The following is a 17,526-nucleotide window of genomic DNA, read 5'->3' as shown; positions in this document are numbered from 1 at the left end:
TTATAAATCATTTTACTACTTTGACGTAGTGTATTTTCTTCAGTCTGTACTGCTTCATCTTCTTTTCTGTCTCGAGGCCGACAATGATAAGAAAAAACTTTTTGAAGTTTATCTTATCGGGATCCAGTTCAAATACATTCTCTACAGAAAAGAAGTAATAGCCGGGATAATGCGTTAGTTCGGTAAAGGACAGTCCCTGATAGCCATTTGCGTCGCAAAAATCCTTGAAGGGTTGCGATACTATATTGTAGCCGTCATACGTGTACATAAAGGTCGACTTCCTGTTCAGCCTATAGTGTAGATCGTAGACATCTTTGATCCTGTTCCCACAAACAGGGCAGACATCCGGCCGGTCTTTCGAACCATAGACGAAACCATCTTCACCTACTCCAAAAATAATCTTTGCTACCACGGTCTCCATATCTTTTCAAACTAAAGGCAATGGAATTTTATTGCCCTCTCTTCGATTCTTTGCTGTTTTTTTGTTATGATTATAGCTTCCTGCAAAGGAAACAATTTTTTGCTTTTTTGCAAGGCTGATAATCTTGATTTTTTGTTTTGGAGATTCATTTCTTTTTGGATTTTGCTCGTTGGCATTTTATGCTACTCTGTGATACCGCTTTATATCGATCTGAATCTCTGCCTGTGTTGTGCGCAGAAAGTTTGAATTTCGATATAGCCATCCCTTAAAAAGCCCCTTGCGGAATGACTATTTACTAATTCTTTAACTGTATTCGTATCGTATCGCTTATGATAGATTTTTCCTCACAAGTGATGAAATTTGAGGGTAAAATTAATATCATCCCTCTTGTTTTTTGATATGGTATAGTTGATTGTAAATTGCACGAAAGAGTTATTATATCTCCTCTTTTGGTTTTGATTTCCTTTCCTGTTAATTCTACGCTGTTTAGCCGTAAACGAATATTTGTAATTGTGTCTTCACCGGAAGTTGGTTCTATTTTCAACAACTCTGTATTAACAACATAATTACCATTAAATTCACAACCTATAAGCACTCCCGTAGAGAATGAAGAGCCTCTTATTGTCATTGTTCCACACTCATTAGATAAAATATACTCCCTTTCTCCTTGTACTACAAAAGGTGTCGACACATCACAAGAAATACAGAAAAAGGTGAAAAATAACAACACTAACGCTTTTGTTTTCACAATTATAACTGTTTTATGTTACGCCAGAAATTTCTATAAAATTGGCATTCAAATAATTATGTTTTTTGAACATTAAACGCAACTATTTTCTACTAACAACAATAAGATTTATATCGCTAATTTTCAATGTATTTTCTCTGCAATTAATGAATTTATCGACATTAAGCTTGATAGTATCTCCATTATTTATTTTTGGAAGATTAATCACTATACTAATGGCGCTTTCTTCTAAAACATCCATTGTATTTTTCATAATATCTCCATTTAAAGAAACTGTCGTTGACAGTATTTGGTTTTTATATGATACTGTTAATTCATTAGGGTTAATTGAAATTGGACAGCTTGGTTTGAATTTTTGAAATATAGTAATCTGTGAAAACCCAAGCACATGGGCAGATATATCAACTTTACAGCAATCAAAAACAATTTCTTTTTTAAATCCATTATCATCAATCTCTACATTATAGACATAAGGATCACAAGACACAAAAAGTATCGTAAACAATGAGAGCGAAAAATCATTTTCATATTTTTAATATTTAACGGTTAAACCAATGATAATCATAAGCTTGAGCCTCAAAATAGTTCCTCTTCAAAATGAAATCAATGAAACTTTTACCCTGTATTGAGGCTACGATTCCTTGTAGCCCACAATGAAGTAAGAAAGTGTCTCCCAGCTGGTGCAGGTCTCTGACCTGTTCTGACGAGGCTTTCCTTATAGCAAGGCGCTGGTTAAAAACCAGCACCTTGCGAGGAGATACTTGTCCCGAATGCTTTCGGGAAGTTCGAAACTTGCGCCGGATAAGTAGCACTGCCACACTAATTCTTTAACTGTATTCGTATCGTATCGCTTATGATAGATTTTCCCTCGCAAGTGATAAAATTTGAGGGTAAAATCAACACTGTTACTTCCGACCTCTTATAAGAGGTTTCTGATTTTACATCAAACCAAATTGATAGCGTTTCTCCTGTCTTTGTTTCTATTTCTGTTCCGGCAAAAACTTCTCCATTTAATCGAAAACGGACGTTTGTAACAATAACTCCGTTAGGATCTGCTTCAATTTTCAAAGAATCTGTATTGATATGATAACTCCCATTAAAGGTACAAGTTATAGGTATTGAGTGTGTAGGAAGTGAAGAACCTCTTATTTTTATTGTTCCACATTCGCCGGATATTACATATTCCTTTTGCCCATCAATAATAAATGGGGTGGATATATCACAGGAAACACAACCGACAAAAAATAGTAATAAAATAAATACTTTTGTTTTCATAATGCTGTCATTTTACCACCAAAAACCTCCGTAGGCTTGGTCTTCAAAATAGTTATAACTTTTAATAAAAGAACCACCCATTAGAATAGCTCCTACTCCGTGTAAACCATAATTTAGCAGGAACGTATCGCCAAAAGCACGTGATTGCCATAAGTGGTGCAGTTCGTGTGGATACATAGTTGGATCATTAAAAAGTGCACTATTACCAACTACTGAATGTGCACCAAATCCAGAGGATCAATATTGAGGATCATAAAACTTATCAATTATTCCACTCAACTTTCGTATCTCGATGATTGAACGATCCCTGTAGGACTAAGGAGCCATGCATATTGAAGATAGCGTACTTCCCTTTATCCTCGAGAGAGCTGATGGATATGGTCAAAACAGATTCTACCGGGTTCGGATACAGTCTTATCTGTGTGTCTCCCAAAATCTCATTGAACTCTTTAGGTTCGTCTCTTTCTTCTTCGCTCGGCTCTTCACCTGTCGCAATTATGGAATTTATAATGATAACTCTTGCAACCCGATTGCCGGATGCATCATAAACAAAAGAGAGTGTCTGCTGAGCTTTCGCTCCCAAGCACCCCAGAAGAGAAAGAAAAAGCGTGAGCAATAAATGTTTCATAGCCAATTATTAATGATATTTTGCTGCAAAGGAAATATATTTTTCATTATTACAAGCGAGATCGTCTTGATTTTGTGTGTTTTGGGATCCTTTTATTCTTGGCATTTTTCTTGTAAGCTTTTTATGTCGCTCTGTGATAACGGCCTGAATGTCATCCTGTGATGGGTGTGGAAAGAATGAGTTTTTAGGGAAAAAGACAGCCCAAAAAAGTTTTCAAGAATGAAGACAAGCTTAGAATCATTCTAAATAAGCAGCTGAAAGAGAGGAGGACGCGAGGTGAAAAAGAGGAGAAAACGGACTTTTGCAGATCGATATTTGCTTTCCAGGATTCTGTCTGACGATCTGTATATAAACCATTTTCGATTTATATATAGATCGTTTCCAATTTATATATAAATCGTTTTCAATAAATATATAGATCGTAAACGGTTTATATATAAAACGCATGCCCCAAAAGGCCTTTTCGGGGCTTGATAATAAAGAAAGACACCCGTCAGGTTCGTGACAGAACCTGGCGGGTGTCGTATAGGATAGGAGCGAAAGAGAGTTACTCCTTATTTGTTAAACAACAAAAATTGTTTATTTTTTTATTTCAATGCCTATGAAGGCGGCAAAATCTCCAAATTCAAGTACACGTGGACTTGGCTTGTCGAAGGGGTTCGGCTTCCCATCAGCTTCGTATTTGTTACCTGTTTTCAAATGTACAAGCATTAGGCGTAGCTCAGGGGCCTCCAATTCTTTGTTTACCCGGATATAGCCGGTAAATCCAACGGGGGTTTCAAGCAATTGGCCATTAATGACATCTGAGTAGTAATAGGAGATCCCTTTTGGAACTTCTGTTTCGTTGCTCATCAGGTTGAAGAAAAACTGATGTATCTCGATCTGATCAGGCTGAAAGAATTGTTGGTTTAGTCGGTTGTTCTCCTTGTCGAAAAGATAAATCTCCATTTTATACCATATTCCCTTCTTAAGCTTTGGTTTCTGGCTACCGGGTAGGGCTGCAAAAGAGCCAAAAGCATTGGAGACCATGTGGTAAATACTTACGGTATCTTTGGAGAAGAATGCTGTTGGACTTACGTTTATACTGTTATCTGCCGGTTCGGTAAGTACTCCTTCCGTGAAGCGACAAACCAATTGAGACGGGATGTCATGACCCAAGTCGTTCTTCTTAGACCAGCATGATCCCAAGAGAATGGTCAGTGCTATGAGTCCGAAGATCGTTTTTCCAATTCGTAACATAAGCTGTTATTCGTTTTTTGTGAGTGTTCTTGTCCTTTTCTTCATGTGACATTCTCCTTGAGAGTCATGGGGGATTGAGTCTGCATGGATCGAGAATGTCCGCGAACAAAGATATAGCAATTGTTCGATGAGCGGTTGCCCTGCGGTTTCTCAAGGATAGATAATGTGGCGTGTGGCTACTTGAAGCTGCATGATGCGGTACATATTGGAGATGGTACCGATGCGTAGTTTGTCTTTCACCTCATAGTAGTCGGCGCAGGTGCCGCATACGATGATGGGGATACCGTACTTCTTGTTCAGTTCGGCCAGTGTTTCGGCCGTGTCCGTGCCCTCGACGGCCAGCAGCACACCCGTATTGTAGAGAATGATATGCGAAGGAAGCCGATCCAGCTCGCCGATGGCATTGACGAAAGCGCGCATCAGGATGGAGCCTAACTCATCGCCCCCGGAGCCCATCCGATTGCTTTTGGCCACGATGAGATAGTCGCCCTGTGCCACCGCATGCGGATGCTCGGTCGGGCAGGAAGTCGGGGCCGGTTCTTCGATATGGGTCGATACCCGAAAGGTGAGCGTTGTATAGTCGCTCTCTTCGGATTCGATGGCGATGGCTCCCAATTCGCCGATATAATCTCGGAGGTTGCATTTTGCCGTTTCATTGTCAGTCATTACGGAGATTTCCTCTCCAACGGGGGTGCCGTCAATGGCTTTCTTGAGTAAAATAAGGGGGAGGGGGCAGAGTTTCCCCCGAGTATCTACCACTTTCATGATTGTAAACCTTTTATATGAGATAGTTCCAGTAGTTTGATGGCTGTTTCGTGAGGTGTATCCGTTTCTGCCACCAGTTGGGCAGCGGGGCTTTCCCTGAATTCGGCCAGCGAGTGTGCATAGGCTTTGTCATAGTAATCGAGAGCCAAGGATACGGCCTCTTCCAGTCGTCCTTCCTTGAGGGCTGTTATGGCCTGTGTCGTAGCGGCTCCTCCCATCCGGCGAGCGATATGCTCGAAAGAGCTTGTCAGAGCCTCTGCATCGTACACGCCGTACTCTTTGGCAATATGGGCGATGCGTACGGGACGAGGAACAGACAGCTCGATCAAAGGGGCCTGACGCATGATTTTGTAGAAATCGTCCGGAAGAAATACGCGTCCGATAGTCTTGCTCTCGCTTTCCATCCATATCGGACGATTCGGATCACAAGCGGAGAGAGCATCGTGCAAGAGATTCATGAAATGTTCGGTGGTCGGCTGCTGCTCTTGCCCCAAGGCTCCGAAGGCAGACCCTTTGTGGTGGGCCAATCCTTCCAGATCGATCACCTGCTCCCCCATTTGGGAGAGTTCGTTCAGGATGGGCGTTTTTCCTGATCCCGTATAACCGCCTAAGACGATGAAACGCCAAGGGCAAAGATTCAGAATGTCGGGGAAATGCCGACGGTATGCTTTGTATCCGCCACGGAGACGACGGATGCGAAGTCCGGCTACGGATAGCAGCCAAGCGACACTCTCGCTTCGCATACCTCCTCTCCAGCAGTAGAGGATGATGTCTCTGCCGGCAGCAAGGGAGCGAGCTTCACGCACCATCTCGGCCATACGCGGCCCAACGAACTCCAATCCTCGCTCTATGGCCGCCTGGCGACTATGTCTGACATAGAGCGTACCTACCTCGGCTCGTTCCGCATCTGCAAACAGGGGGAAACTCTCTGCACCCGGAATATGTCCGCGGCGGTATTCTTCCGGAGAGCGGACGTCCAAAACGAGAGAGTCGGAGCGGTTGGATAAGAAAAAATCGATGTCAATCAGCATCGGAAAAATGTCATTTCCTTAGTTATGAGGAACAAATATACAGATTATCCTTTGCGGCCTTTTCCGTAAGTTTGTGTCCATGAAAGAATTTATCATATCCGAGGCACGAACCGAGCCTACCGTCCTTGTCGGACTCATTACTCCTCAGCAATCGGAAACTCAGGTACGGGAATATCTGGATGAGTTGGCCTTCTTGTGCGAAACAGCCGGAGCGCAGCCGATAGCCCGCTTCACCCAGAAACTGGATCAGCCCAATTCCGTAACCTTTGTAGGCAAGGGCAAATTGGATGAGATACGTGCCTATGTGCAGGAGAACGAGATCGGTATGGTGGTGTTCGACGACGAACTGTCGCCCAAGCAACTGCGCAACATCGAAAAAGAGCTTCAGACCAAGATCCTCGATCGTACAGGTCTTATCCTCGATATATTCGCCCGTCGGGCACAGACGGCTCATGCCAAAACGCAGGTAGAGCTGGCTCAGTACCAGTACATGCTGCCTCGACTGACGGGGCTGTGGACTCACCTCGAAAGACAGCGTGGCGGTGTCGGTATGAGGGGCCCGGGTGAAAAGCAGTTGGAAACCGACCGCCGTATCGTCTTGGACAAAATAGCTCGGCTCAAAGAAGAACTCAGGGACATCGACAAGCAGAAATCCGTGCAGCGCAAGAACCGTGGCAAGATGGTACGCGTTGCTTTGGTAGGCTATACGAACGTCGGGAAGAGTACGCTGATGAATGTCCTCTCCAAAAGTGAGGTCTTCGCCGAAAACAAGCTGTTTGCCACGTTGGATACGACGGTGCGCAAGGTGATCATAGACAATTTGCCCTTCCTGCTGAGCGATACAGTCGGGTTTATCCGCAAACTGCCCACACAGCTGGTCGAATCCTTCAAAAGTACGCTTGATGAGGTGCGCGAGGCAGACTTGTTGGTGCACGTAGTGGATATGTCCCATCCGGCATTCGAGGAACAAATAGAAGTGGTGAACCAAACTCTGGCGGAGATAACGGCCGGAGAGGAAAAGCCGATGCTTCTTCTCTTCAACAAGATCGATGCATTCTCTTTCACTCCCAAAGACGAAGACGATCTTACTCCCCGAACGAAAGAGAACATAAGTGCCGAGGAGCTGCAGCAGACCTGGATGGCCAAGCTTGGGAATGACTGCCTGTTCGTCTCAGCGAAGAAAGGCACCGGGATGGATGCTCTGAAAGCACTGCTCTATGAAAGAGCCAAGGCGATCCACATTACGCGCTTCCCCTACAATGACTTCCTGTTTCAGGACTATTCCGAGGAGATGGAATAAGCCGATACCTCTCCATCGGCTTGCAAAATTCTCTACCTTTGATAAATTGTTGGTTTTAAGACCGTGAAAATTTTGCGGCTCTGCGTATCAACCTTTTCGATCATTAATAACAATAAACGATCAGTTGCACTGTGGACGTATCTGCATATCCTTTTTTTCGTCGCGATATGAGTTGGCTCTCCTTCAACGAACGCGTGTTGATGGAGGCGGCCGACCGGACACTGCCTGTTTATGACAGGATAAAGTTCCTATCCATCTTCTCTTCAAATCTGGAGGAGTTCTATACCGTACGGGTGGCCTATCATCAGGCCGTACTACAGAAACGGCGCGACAGGAGTGAGGCCGAAGAGGATTCCGATGCGGATGCTCATATCCTGCAAGCTATTCGAGAGACTGTAATCAGACAGGACGAGCTGTATTATCGTGTTTTCTACGATCAGATCCTGCCCACCTTGGAGGAACACGGTATCCGATTGCGTACGCATGCCCCCACTCATCCGGATCATAAAGCCTACCTGCGTCGTTTCTTCCACGAGGAGATTTTCCCTCTGCTCTATCCGATGCTGTTGCTGCCGAGCAAGGTACGTACGTTTATCCGTTCGGGTAGGGTGTATCTGGCTGTTCGGCTCAAAGAAAAAGAGACGGACGAGGCCTACAGCTATGCACTGCTCAATGTGCCTTCCGATGGCCTTCCTCGCTTCGTAGAGTTGCCGCGGCTCCAGACCGACACGTTTTATTACTACTCTTTTCTGGAAGATATTATCAAAGAGCATCTGGATGTAGTCTTCCCCGGATATGAGGTGATGGACAGCTATTCGATCAAAGTATCCCGCGATGCCGATTTGCTGTTGGATGCACAGCGCCCTGAAGATTTGCCCGGAGAGATTCGCAAGAAGGTGAAGACCCGCAAGCTCGGTGCTCCTACGCGATTTATGTATGACGGGCGCATGCCCGACGAGGTGCTGCGATACATCTGCAGTTCGTGCGACATCGATCCGGAGGAGGCGATTCGGAGTGGAAACTACGTCAATCTGCAAGATCTGGCTATGCTGCCCAATCCGTTTGCCCCCAGACTGGAGACACTCACGCCGGAGCCTCTCCTCTCGAAACATTTGGAGCAGGCCCCTTCTCTGATGGAAGGCATTCGTAGGAAGGACTACCTGATTCATGTTCCTTACTATACGTACGACTATGTCGTGCGTCTGCTGATGGAAGCGGCCATCTCACCGGATGTGTCGGAAATACGCCTTACGCAGTATCGCGTAGCGGAAAATTCGTCCATTATCAGTGCGTTGGAAGCGGCTGCACAGAGTGGAAAGAAGGTATCTGTCTTCGTGGAGCTGAAAGCCCGATTCGATGAGGAAAACAATCTGCGTTTGTCAGAGCGTATGCGCCGTTCCGGGATTCGGATCGTTTATAGTATGCCCGGGCTGAAAGTTCATGCCAAGACGGCTCTCATCCTTTATCATACGCCTGCGGGCGAACGTCCGCAAGGCATCGCTTTACTCTCTACGGGGAATTTTAATGAGACCACTGCTCGTATTTACTCCGACACTACGCTGATGACTGCCAATACGGACATCGTGCACGATGTGTACCGTCTCTTCCGTATTTTGGATGGGGATCCCGAGCCGGCACGATTCAGTCGCCTGCTTGTGGCTCGCTACAACATGAGCGAGGCCATTACCAATCTGATCGAACGCGAGATAGAAAACGTGAAACGTGGCAAGCGTGGCTATATGCTTCTGAAGATGAACGGCCTACAGGACAAAAACGTCATCACACAGCTTTATCGGGCTTCCGAGGCCGGTGTGGAGATCAATCTGATCGTGCGAGGCATCTGCTGTTTGGTACCTGATATGCCACAGAGTCGCAATATACGTGTCACCCGATTGGTGGATATGTATTTGGAGCACAGCCGTATCTGGTGCTTCCACAACGGAGGGAAAGAAGAGGTATTCATCTCTTCGGCCGACTGGATGAAGCGCAATCTTTACAACCGCATCGAGACCGCATGCCCGGTGTTGGATTCTGCTCTACGAAGAGAGATTATCGATATATTGGAGATTCAGCTTCGCGACAATATCAAGGCTTGTCGGATCGATTCTTCACTCAACAACATTTACAAACACAATAGCGATGAGAAACCGGTTCGCGCACAGGCGGCCATCTATCGCTATCTCAAAGAAAAAGAAGACGCCACACCTGCTGCAAAATAAATGATGAACAAGACATTCTTCCTTCGTGCCTTGCTGTCGCTGACAGCTATCTGCTCCTTGTCTCTATCGCTCGTGGCACAACGACATTCGGCGGCCTTCGAGCGTTGGCATCACGACAAATTCAGCCTTTTCATCCATTACGGTCTCTACAGTGAACTTGGAGGAGTTTGGCAAGGCAAACCTGTGAAGAACGGATATAGCGAACAGATCTACTCTTTCGGAATACGCGATATGAAGCAATACGAGCCGGTGGCCAAGCGGTTCCGCCCCAGCAGATGGGATGCCGATGCCATAGTGGCTTTGGCTCGGAAAGCAGGGATGAGGAGTATCGTGTTTACTTCCAAGCATCACGATGGCTTCTGCATGTATGGCTCGGCTGAGACTCCATTCAATATCGTGGAAGCCACACCTTCGCGTCGCGATGTAATGAAAGAATTGAGCGATGCTTGTCAGCGTTCGGGTATGAAGTTCGGCGTTTACTTTTCTCTTATCGATTGGCATTTTCCGGAAGCCAATCCGATCAGCGATCACAACGCAGACCGGATTACCCCGGCACATCACCAATACAATATGCGTCAGGTGAGAGAGATCCTCACAGGTTACGGCCCCGTCAGCGAATTGTGGTTCGATATGGGATCGCTTACGCCCGAGCAGAGTGAAGAGCTGTATCGTCTGGTGCATGAGCTGCAGCCCGACTGTATGGTCAGCGGACGCTTAGGCAATGACCGAGCGGACTTTGCCGTCATGGGAGACAATGAACTTCCTACCGAGCCGATTGCCATCCCTTGGCAGACGGCGGCATCCATGTTCCCCGAGACATGGGGCTATCGTTCATGGCAGGAGAGAGGCACTATTCGGGACAAAGCGCGTGAGAAGTTCGAAGATCTGGTGCGAGTGGTGTGCCGTGGGGGCAATTATCTGCTGAATATAGGCCCTGAAGGTGACGGATCCGTCTTGCCATACGAATCGGAGGTGTTGCTGGCCATGGGCGAATATCTCGATATGTATGGAGAAGGTATTTACGGCACGGAACGCTCTCCTTTTCCCGAACTTTTGCCCTTTGGCGAGGTTTCGGTTCGCGATTCCATGCTCTATCTGTTTGTCCGTCCGGACATGGCCGGCAAGGAGATACTCATTCCGGTAAATGGAGAGTATCTGGAAGAGGTGAGCAATTTGACCAACGCTTCACCGCTCGATATGAACATTCGCAAGACCGGTGTTCGTATCCGGATGCCTGCAAGCATGCCAAAGTCTTTCCTTGTGCTGGCTCTGGCATTCAATAGAAACGATTTTGTACTGGCAGACCGCCCGCAGAGCTATCCCTTGCATACGGCCAATAGCTCTCGAATATACGGGTATAGCTGCTGGGACTACTATACGGGATTCAAGAGTGTAACGGGTATGAAGTGGCAGGCGGTTTCTGCTCCCCATATGATTATATATACGGACAAGGAAGCCGGCAAGACACTACGCCTCTCGGTAGGATCTCAAGACCGAGAGATCACGTTGGCTGGTGGAAAGTCCGAGGTTGTAACGGCTTCGCACGACAGCCTGTCATGGGGCAAGCCCTATGTTCGGCGAGTGGGTGGGGTATTCGGAATGATTCCTGACAATATCCTCCGAGACGATTCCATCCCTCTACCCTTACCCAAAGGGTGGGAAGAAATGCCTATAGGACAAGTGGAGAAAAAGCCTTGGGGAGAGATCAGCTCCTGCCTGCTGGTGCAGGATATTGTGTCCGATAAGGAGCAGACTGTGCCCTGCCACCTCACTTTCGGCAATGGCGTATATGTGACGCTCAATGGCAAGCAAATCACTGCCGAACTGATTCGGGAGACCGGTGTGCCTCATGAGCTAACTGTCTGCCTGCCATTGCAAAAAGGGAAAAATCGGTTGGCCGTGAAGTTTATGAACAGATTCGGAGAAGAATTGATACGAGGCATCAGCTGGCCTAAGTCATACACTCGCTATATATTGCCCATTGAAGGGTTTCCATTGGTGAAAGCCGGAAAGTCGGGGATCCCCATCAAGCTTCGTCCGGCGTCCGTTCGGTATCAGGGTACGCCTGCATCTATTCCTAATATAGTCCTGCTTTAATCGGGTAAGCGGGGGCTTGAGACGAAAAAAGATGAGGTAAAAACGAGAATTTGTTGTACAGTTAAAAATATCCTTTATCTTTGCGCTGTCTTTCAGGAAGTCAATGGATTTTTCTTTGCAGAGACATTGCCAAGAGGGCCTATAGCTCAGCTGGTTTAGAGCATCTGCCTTACAAGCAGAGGGTCATAGGTTCGAATCCTATTGGGCCCACTCGATGGCAAACAAAGCAACGATGACCGAGAAAGATGATAAAGGGGCCTATAGCTCAGCTGGTTTAGAGCATCTGCCTTACAAGCAGAGGGTCATAGGTTCGAATCCTATTGGGCCCACCTTTTTTTCAAGCCGTGCAAGCATCGATGATTCTTGTGCGGCTTTTTTGTTTTAACTAAAAAAGAAGAAAAAACAGATGAAACGACTGATTATTTTTCTGGCAATGGGTGGCTCGCTGTTCACCCTTGCGAAAGCACAAGTAGCAAACACTGCATCAGACGCTCCCCAAAAGGACTGGACTATAAAAGGTGTGACCGGACTCAATGCCTCCCAAACCTCTTTGACGAATTGGGCTGCCGGTGGAGAAAACACGGTGGCGGGGAACCTCTATTTGAATATAGATGCCAACTACCTGAAAGGCAAATGGAGTTGGGACAACGGTCTTCGCACAGATTTCGGTCTGACCTATACGACGGCCAATAAATGGAACAAGAGTGTAGACAAGATCGAACTCTTCACGAAGGGTGGCTATGAGATCGGCCGCAATTGGTACGGTAGTGCTCTTTTCACTTTCCTTTCACAGTATGCTAAAGGATATGAGAAGCCCTCTGATCACCTGACAGGAGTAAAGCATATCTCTAATTTCTTTGCTCCAGCTTATTTCACTCTTGGTGCCGGTGCGGACTACAAACCCAATGAGAAGTTTTCTCTCTACCTCTCTCCTGCAACAGGTAAGCTGACGGTAGTGGCTGACGACTACCTGTCCGGCTTGGGTGCTTTCGGTGTGAAAGCCGGTGAAAAGACCCTGTTCGAGCTTGGTGCCTTGGTAGTTGGTTCGGCCAACATCAATCTAATGGAGAATGTCAGCCTGATAACCAAGGCTTCGTTCTTCACGGCTTATACACATGACTTCGGCAACATCGACATCAACTGGGAGGCTATGCTGGCAATGAAGATCAACAAGTTCCTCACAGCTACGGTAGCCACCAACCTTATCTACGACGATGACGTGAAGATCAACGATGGTCCGAAAATCCAGTTCAAGGAAGTTGTAGGCGTGGGTGTTGCGTACACTTTCTAAATAAAGAATCTCAATTTCTGACAGCGAAGGCTGCGACTGCCTGCAAAGGATGGTCGCAGCCTTTGATGTTTTTGCTTGGATTGACTTCGTTAGGAGAGTAGATGCCAAAATAAAAATTACGTCCGAGAATCTTAGCTTTTTAGTACCTTTAGGCTGTGATAACATTCAGATCTGCTACATGAAACAATCGGGGACGACTGCACGCAAGCTAACGATATTCTATGTCGGTATGCTTCTTTTCTTTTTGATCGGACTTTGGCTTTTCGCCACTATCGGGAAAGAGCTTGAACCCAATATGGCTGATCAGGTTGTGTCTGTCCATGGGCGAGGCGGATTGTCGGGTGCATTCGATTCTTTCAGCGAGTCCGTACACCATCATTTCACCGGTACTATCGGTATCCTGTTATTGCAGATCATCGTTATTCTTACGGTGGCGAGGCTCGTAGCTTGGTTCTTCGGAAAAGTCGGCCAGCCTACTGTAATCGGAGAAATCGTGGCCGGTATATTGCTTGGCCCATCTCTTTTGGGAGCCGTTTGGCCTCAAGCTTATGAAGCTCTTTTCCCTTTGTCCAGTTTGGCCAATCTGGAACTGCTCAGTCAGTTCGGCCTCATCTTGTTTATGTTTGTCATCGGTATGGAGCTCAATATAAATGATATCAAGCCTCGCTTCAGCCAGTCGATGATCATCAGCCATGCGGGTATCTTTATCCCCTTTCTCTTAGGTTTGCTGATCAGCTACATGACATACAAGGATTATGCTGCCGACACCACAACCTTCCTCCCTTACGGCCTCTTTATCGGTATCTCGATGAGTATCACGGCTTTTCCCGTATTGGCCAGAATCATACAGGAGCGCCAATTGGGGAAGAGTCACCTCGGGATGCTTTCTATCAGCACAGCTGCGGCAGGAGACATTTCGGCTTGGTTGATGCTCGCCGGAGTAATGGCTATTACCCAAAGCGGTAGCTTTCTCAGTGCCATATACAACTTCCTCTTCCTCATACTCTACCTCTTGGTTATATTCGGACTCATACGGCCTTTCTTCAAAGTAATCGGACGGCTCTATGACAATCAGGAGGTCGTGAGCAAAACGATGATCGGCTTTATTTTCGTTTTGCTGTTGGCTAGTGCCTATGCCACCGAACTATTGAGTATGCATGCCCTGTTCGGTGCTTTTATGCTCGGCTTGGTGATGCCGGAAAACCTCAAATTCCGGAAGATTCTGACAGAGAAGGTTGAAGATGTCTCCCTTACCCTGTTCCTCCCCTTATTTTTCGTTAGTTCCGGTTTGCAGACGAAATTGGGATTGCTCGATAGTGCTTCCCTCTGGCTGCTCACCGGCGCGTTCACCTTGGTGGCGATCATCGGTAAGTTCGGCGGTACCTATGTGGCAGCGAGGATCTGTGGAGAGAGGAAGAAAGCATCGCTTTACTTAGGAGCGTTTATGAATACGCGTGGCTTGATGGAGCTTGTCGTGCTGGCTATCGGACGCGAGTTGGGTATCCTCCCTCCGGTTATCTTCACTATTCTGGTGATGATGACACTGATCACCACTTTCATGACCACTCCTTTGCTCCGACTTATAGATCTTTTCTTCAAGCGTGAGACCCAGCTTGAGAATGCAGCACTCCAGAAAGAAAACAGCGGAGCGGTATTGCTTTCGTTCGGACGAGCTTCGAGCGGTGCCCATCTGCTCCATGCTACAGATCTTTTGATGCATCAGAATGATGAGAAACCCTCTGTTACGGCTCTTCATATCACGGTCGGAAGCGACACGAATCTGACCTCTTCGGAAGTGTATGAGGAAAGAGCTTTTGCCCCTATTCTTGAAGAAAGCGATCGGAGGAAGCTCCCGATCAGAACTCTGCACCACCATATTTTCGAGCATCCTGAAGCAGAAGTGGTTCGTACGGTCAATGACGGTGGCTACAGCTTCCTGCTGGTCGGTGCGGGTATCAATTTGTCCGACCGAAAGAGCGACAAGGAGTTGTTGTATTTCCGCAGAAAGTTGCAGAAGAAAATAGGCCCTATCTCCATTGCTCCTCCCGAAGCCCTGTTGAATGCGCATGAGATGCTGAGGGATAAAATGCATTACTTCATCGAGCAGACGCAATGCAGTGTGGGTATTTTTATTCATCGTGGATTCAAGCATGCGGGTAAGGTCTTGCTCCTGATGGAGAACGAAGGTGACGACGAACTCCTCGTCTATGCCCGTTCATTGGCTCGCAACAATAGCAGTGTGCTCGATGTGCTGCCCGAGACCGACGGTTTGCTGCCGGCTCTATCCACGGGAGAAAACAGACTGAAAGCCGGATTGCCATCGACAATCAATATCAGTAGCTACCACTTTATGCTCGTCAGCTACCGCTATTGGTTGCGCTTTGCCGATGAGTGTCCGAGCGTGATCGAGCACTTGCCCTCCACTATTATTATCCATCATCGAAATAACCCCTCTTCGACATTGAAAGCTGCAATGGCATGAGAATAATCGAACAAGATCCTTGGCTGCGCCCGTACGAATCAGTAATAGAAAGCAGACTGAAATACGCTCGCAAACGAGAGACGGATTTGACCGGAGGAAGATCCGGTGGATTGAGCGACTTCGCCAATGGACATCTTTATTACGGACTTCATCAGGAGGGGGATTCGTGGGTGATTCGTGAGTTCGCTCCCGAAGCCACCGCCGTATATCTGATCGGCGAACTTTCGCGCTGGCGTAGATTGCCGCAGTTTCGGTTTGCTCCTGTGGACGAAGTGGGTTCATGGGAATTACGGATTCCAAACCGACTGCTTCCTCACGGCTCTCGTTACAGGCTCTTCTTCGAATGGCCCGGCGGTGAAGGAGAGAGGATACCGGCTTGGTGCAACCGTGTAGTACAGGATCCTGAAACTTATCTCTTCTACGCCCAAGTGTGGATGCCGGGTCTTCCCTACGAAATGAAACACCCTCGTCCCAACCGTAAAGACGAGCCGCTGCTGATTTATGAATGCCATATCGGGATGTCGTCCGAGGAGGAGAAGGTCAGCACATACGAAGAGTTTCGGCGCGATGTCCTCCCCCGTATCTGCAAGGACGGCTACAACGCCATACAGCTCATGGCAGTACAGGAACATCCTTATTACGCATCGTTCGGCTATCATGTGTCGAGCTTTTTCGCTCCGAGCAGTCGTTTCGGGACGCCCGAAGATCTCAAGCGTCTGATCGATGACGCCCATGGCCTCGGTTTGTACGTGATCATGGATCTGATACATTCGCATGCGGTCAAGAACGAGGTCGAAGGCTTGGGTTTGTATGACGGCACGCATACCCTTTTCTTCCATGAAGGCAATCGCGGACTTCATCCGGCATGGGATTCGTATTGTTTCGACTACGGTAAGGACAACGTACTGCACTTCCTCCTCTCCAACTGCAAATACTGGCTGACAGAATTTGGATTCGATGGCTTCCGTTTCGATGGTGTGACCTCGATGCTCTACTATAGCCATGGACTCGGCGATACGTTCGACAATTACGACAGCTATTACAACGGCCATCAGGACGACGATGCCATTGCTTATCTGATCCTGGCCAATAAACTTATTCACGAACTTCGCCCCGATGCAATCACGATAGCCGAAGAGGTAAGCGGCATGCCCGGATTAGCTCTTCCCTTGGCAGATGGCGGATATGGCTTTGACTACCGTTTGGCCATGAATATCCCTGATTTCTGGATCAAACTCATCAAAGAGCATCGTGACGAAGACTGGAATCCCGGCGACATCTGGTATCAATTGACCAATCGCCGTCAGGAGGAAAAGACGATCAGCTATGCCGAGAGTCACGACCAGGCTTTGGTCGGGGACAAGACAATCATATTTCGCCTGATCGATGCCGATATGTATTGGTATATGAACAAGCAGAGTTGTGTACATAGCGTGGACAGAGGCATCGCACTGCTGAAGATGATCCGTCTCTTCACCGCCACGACGATGAATGGTGGTTATCTCAATTTCATGGGCAACGAATTCGGGCATCCCGAATGGATCGACTTCCCTCGCGAAGGGAATGGCTGGTCTTATAAGTACGCCCGCAGGCAGTGGAGTCTGGCCGATAGCCCTTTCTTGCGCTATGCAGGTCTGCACTTGTTTGATCAGGATATGATAGCCATGATACAATCGGTAGAGAGCTTTCACAAGCTCCCTTTGCGCGAATACTGGCTCAAGAGTGAAGAGCAGGTGATCTGCTTCGGTCGAGGCGATTTCTTCTTCGTTTTCAATTTTCACCCCGAACGTTCTTATTCGGATTATCCCATCCCTCTTCCGGCCGGTAAGTATTCGGTAGCGATGAGTACCGATGCACGGAAGTACGAAGGCTTCGGCCGTGTGGACGAATGGGTGGAGCACTTTACCCTTCCGGATGGGAGTAAAGATCGGCTTACCCATGGACAGCATCTGAACCTCTATCTGCCGGCTCGCTCTGCTCTCGTCCTGAAGCTTGCCGACTGACAGCTTGCCCTCTCCTTTTTTCAAATC

The 17,526-nt window shown here is 47.3% G+C and carries 14 protein-coding genes and 2 tRNA genes; 8 read left to right on the top strand and 8 right to left on the bottom strand.

All coding sequences use genetic code 11. The features are described 5' to 3' along the window. Positions 1-7: 7 nt before the first annotated feature. From HQ50_RS03140 to mnmH, 8 genes are all read right to left on the bottom strand, one after another. Entirely contained in the window at positions 8-421 is a 414-nt protein-coding gene (locus tag HQ50_RS03140; RefSeq protein WP_039428236.1) for a hypothetical protein, read from the bottom strand. A 295-nt stretch (positions 422-716) separates the two neighbouring features. Next, entirely contained in the window at positions 717-1,169 is a 453-nt protein-coding gene (locus tag HQ50_RS10615; RefSeq protein WP_235316815.1) for a hypothetical protein, read from the bottom strand. Between the two features lie 82 nt (positions 1,170-1,251). Beyond that, positions 1,252-1,656: a hypothetical protein gene (locus HQ50_RS03135; RefSeq protein WP_039420792.1), complete on the bottom strand. Its 405-nt coding sequence runs from the start codon at positions 1,654-1,656 to the stop codon at positions 1,252-1,254. A gap of 332 nt (positions 1,657-1,988) precedes the next feature. Next, a complete protein-coding gene (locus tag HQ50_RS03130) occupies positions 1,989-2,444 on the bottom strand; it encodes a hypothetical protein (RefSeq protein WP_013815212.1) in 456 nt (151 codons plus the stop codon). 262 nt (positions 2,445-2,706) lie between these two features. Further along, positions 2,707-3,072 carry a T9SS type A sorting domain-containing protein gene (locus HQ50_RS03125; RefSeq protein WP_235317922.1) on the bottom strand — a complete coding sequence of 122 codons (366 nt, stop codon included), beginning with the start codon at positions 3,070-3,072 and terminating at the stop codon, positions 2,707-2,709. Between the two features lie 579 nt (positions 3,073-3,651). After that, the gene (locus HQ50_RS03120) at positions 3,652-4,311 is read right to left on the bottom strand and encodes a hypothetical protein (protein ID WP_039418833.1); all 660 of its coding nucleotides are present in this window, start codon (positions 4,309-4,311) and stop codon (positions 3,652-3,654) included. Positions 4,312-4,461: 150 nt separating this feature from the next. Further along, a complete protein-coding gene (yedF, locus tag HQ50_RS03115) occupies positions 4,462-5,076 on the bottom strand; it encodes a sulfurtransferase-like selenium metabolism protein YedF (RefSeq protein ID WP_039418832.1) in 615 nt (204 codons plus the stop codon). Then, entirely contained in the window at positions 5,073-6,107 is a 1,035-nt protein-coding gene (gene mnmH, locus HQ50_RS03110; RefSeq protein WP_039428232.1) for a tRNA 2-selenouridine(34) synthase MnmH, read from the bottom strand. The genes yedF and mnmH overlap by 4 nt, the downstream gene beginning before the upstream one ends. A gap of 79 nt (positions 6,108-6,186) precedes the next feature. Here mnmH and hflX point away from each other — a divergent pair, with 79 nt between their 5' ends. The 8 genes from hflX to HQ50_RS03070 all read left to right on the top strand — a co-directional run bounded on the left by hflX (position 6,187) and on the right by HQ50_RS03070 (position 17,499). Then, the gene (hflX, locus tag HQ50_RS03105; protein WP_004583549.1) at positions 6,187-7,407 is read left to right on the top strand and encodes a GTPase HflX; all 1,221 of its coding nucleotides are present in this window, start codon (positions 6,187-6,189) and stop codon (positions 7,405-7,407) included. Between the two features lie 131 nt (positions 7,408-7,538). After that, on the top strand, positions 7,539-9,626 hold the full coding sequence (locus HQ50_RS03100; protein WP_081960034.1) for an RNA degradosome polyphosphate kinase: 2,088 nt from the start codon (positions 7,539-7,541) through the stop codon (positions 9,624-9,626). A 3-nt stretch (positions 9,627-9,629) separates the two neighbouring features. Next, positions 9,630-11,723, top strand: a complete 2,094-nt coding sequence (locus tag HQ50_RS03095; protein ID WP_039428603.1) for an alpha-L-fucosidase — start codon at positions 9,630-9,632, stop codon at positions 11,721-11,723. A gap of 135 nt (positions 11,724-11,858) precedes the next feature. After that, positions 11,859-11,933 (top strand) — tRNA-Val (locus HQ50_RS03090). A gap of 44 nt (positions 11,934-11,977) precedes the next feature. Further along, positions 11,978-12,052, top strand: a tRNA-Val gene (locus tag HQ50_RS03085). Between the two features lie 77 nt (positions 12,053-12,129). Further along, entirely contained in the window at positions 12,130-13,014 is an 885-nt protein-coding gene (locus HQ50_RS03080) for a DUF3078 domain-containing protein (RefSeq protein WP_018964739.1), read from the top strand. A 178-nt stretch (positions 13,015-13,192) separates the two neighbouring features. After that, a complete protein-coding gene (locus HQ50_RS03075) occupies positions 13,193-15,496 on the top strand; it encodes a cation:proton antiporter (protein WP_039428231.1) in 2,304 nt (767 codons plus the stop codon). Then, positions 15,493-17,499 carry an alpha amylase C-terminal domain-containing protein gene (locus tag HQ50_RS03070; RefSeq protein ID WP_039428230.1) on the top strand — a complete coding sequence of 669 codons (2,007 nt, stop codon included), beginning with the start codon at positions 15,493-15,495 and terminating at the stop codon, positions 17,497-17,499. The genes HQ50_RS03075 and HQ50_RS03070 overlap by 4 nt, the downstream gene beginning before the upstream one ends. Positions 17,500-17,526: the final 27 nt, after the last annotated feature.

This window comes from Porphyromonas sp. COT-052 OH4946, from assembly GCF_000765965.1.
Lineage (GTDB): Bacteria > Bacteroidota > Bacteroidia > Bacteroidales > Porphyromonadaceae > Porphyromonas > Porphyromonas gulae.
Note: the sequence above shows the minus strand (reverse complement) of the source record. Positions and strands in the feature narration are given on the sequence as shown.

Bases quoted from the DNA above. Each gene is read 5' to 3' on its own strand.
- HQ50_RS03140 (WP_039428236.1), bottom strand. From the start codon at position 421: ATGGAGACCGTGGTAGCAAAGATTATTTTTGGAGTAGGTGAAGATGGT.
- HQ50_RS03130 (WP_013815212.1), bottom strand. From the start codon at position 2,444: ATGAAAACAAAAGTATTTATTTTATTACTATTTTTTGTCGGTTGTGTT.
- HQ50_RS03125 (WP_235317922.1), bottom strand. From the start codon at position 3,072: ATGAAACATTTATTGCTCACGCTTTTTCTTTCTCTTCTGGGGTGCTTG.
- HQ50_RS03120 (WP_039418833.1), bottom strand. From the start codon at position 4,311: ATGTTACGAATTGGAAAAACGATCTTCGGACTCATAGCACTGACCATT.
- yedF (WP_039418832.1), bottom strand. From the start codon at position 5,076: ATGAAAGTGGTAGATACTCGGGGGAAACTCTGCCCCCTCCCCCTTATT.
- mnmH (WP_039428232.1), bottom strand. From the start codon at position 6,107: ATGCTGATTGACATCGATTTTTTCTTATCCAACCGCTCCGACTCTCTC.
- hflX (WP_004583549.1), top strand. From the start codon at position 6,187: ATGAAAGAATTTATCATATCCGAGGCACGAACCGAGCCTACCGTCCTT.
- HQ50_RS03095 (WP_039428603.1), top strand. From the start codon at position 9,630: ATGAACAAGACATTCTTCCTTCGTGCCTTGCTGTCGCTGACAGCTATC.
- HQ50_RS03080 (WP_018964739.1), top strand. From the start codon at position 12,130: ATGAAACGACTGATTATTTTTCTGGCAATGGGTGGCTCGCTGTTCACC.
- HQ50_RS03075 (WP_039428231.1), top strand. From the start codon at position 13,193: ATGAAACAATCGGGGACGACTGCACGCAAGCTAACGATATTCTATGTC.
- HQ50_RS03070 (WP_039428230.1), top strand. From the start codon at position 15,493: ATGAGAATAATCGAACAAGATCCTTGGCTGCGCCCGTACGAATCAGTA.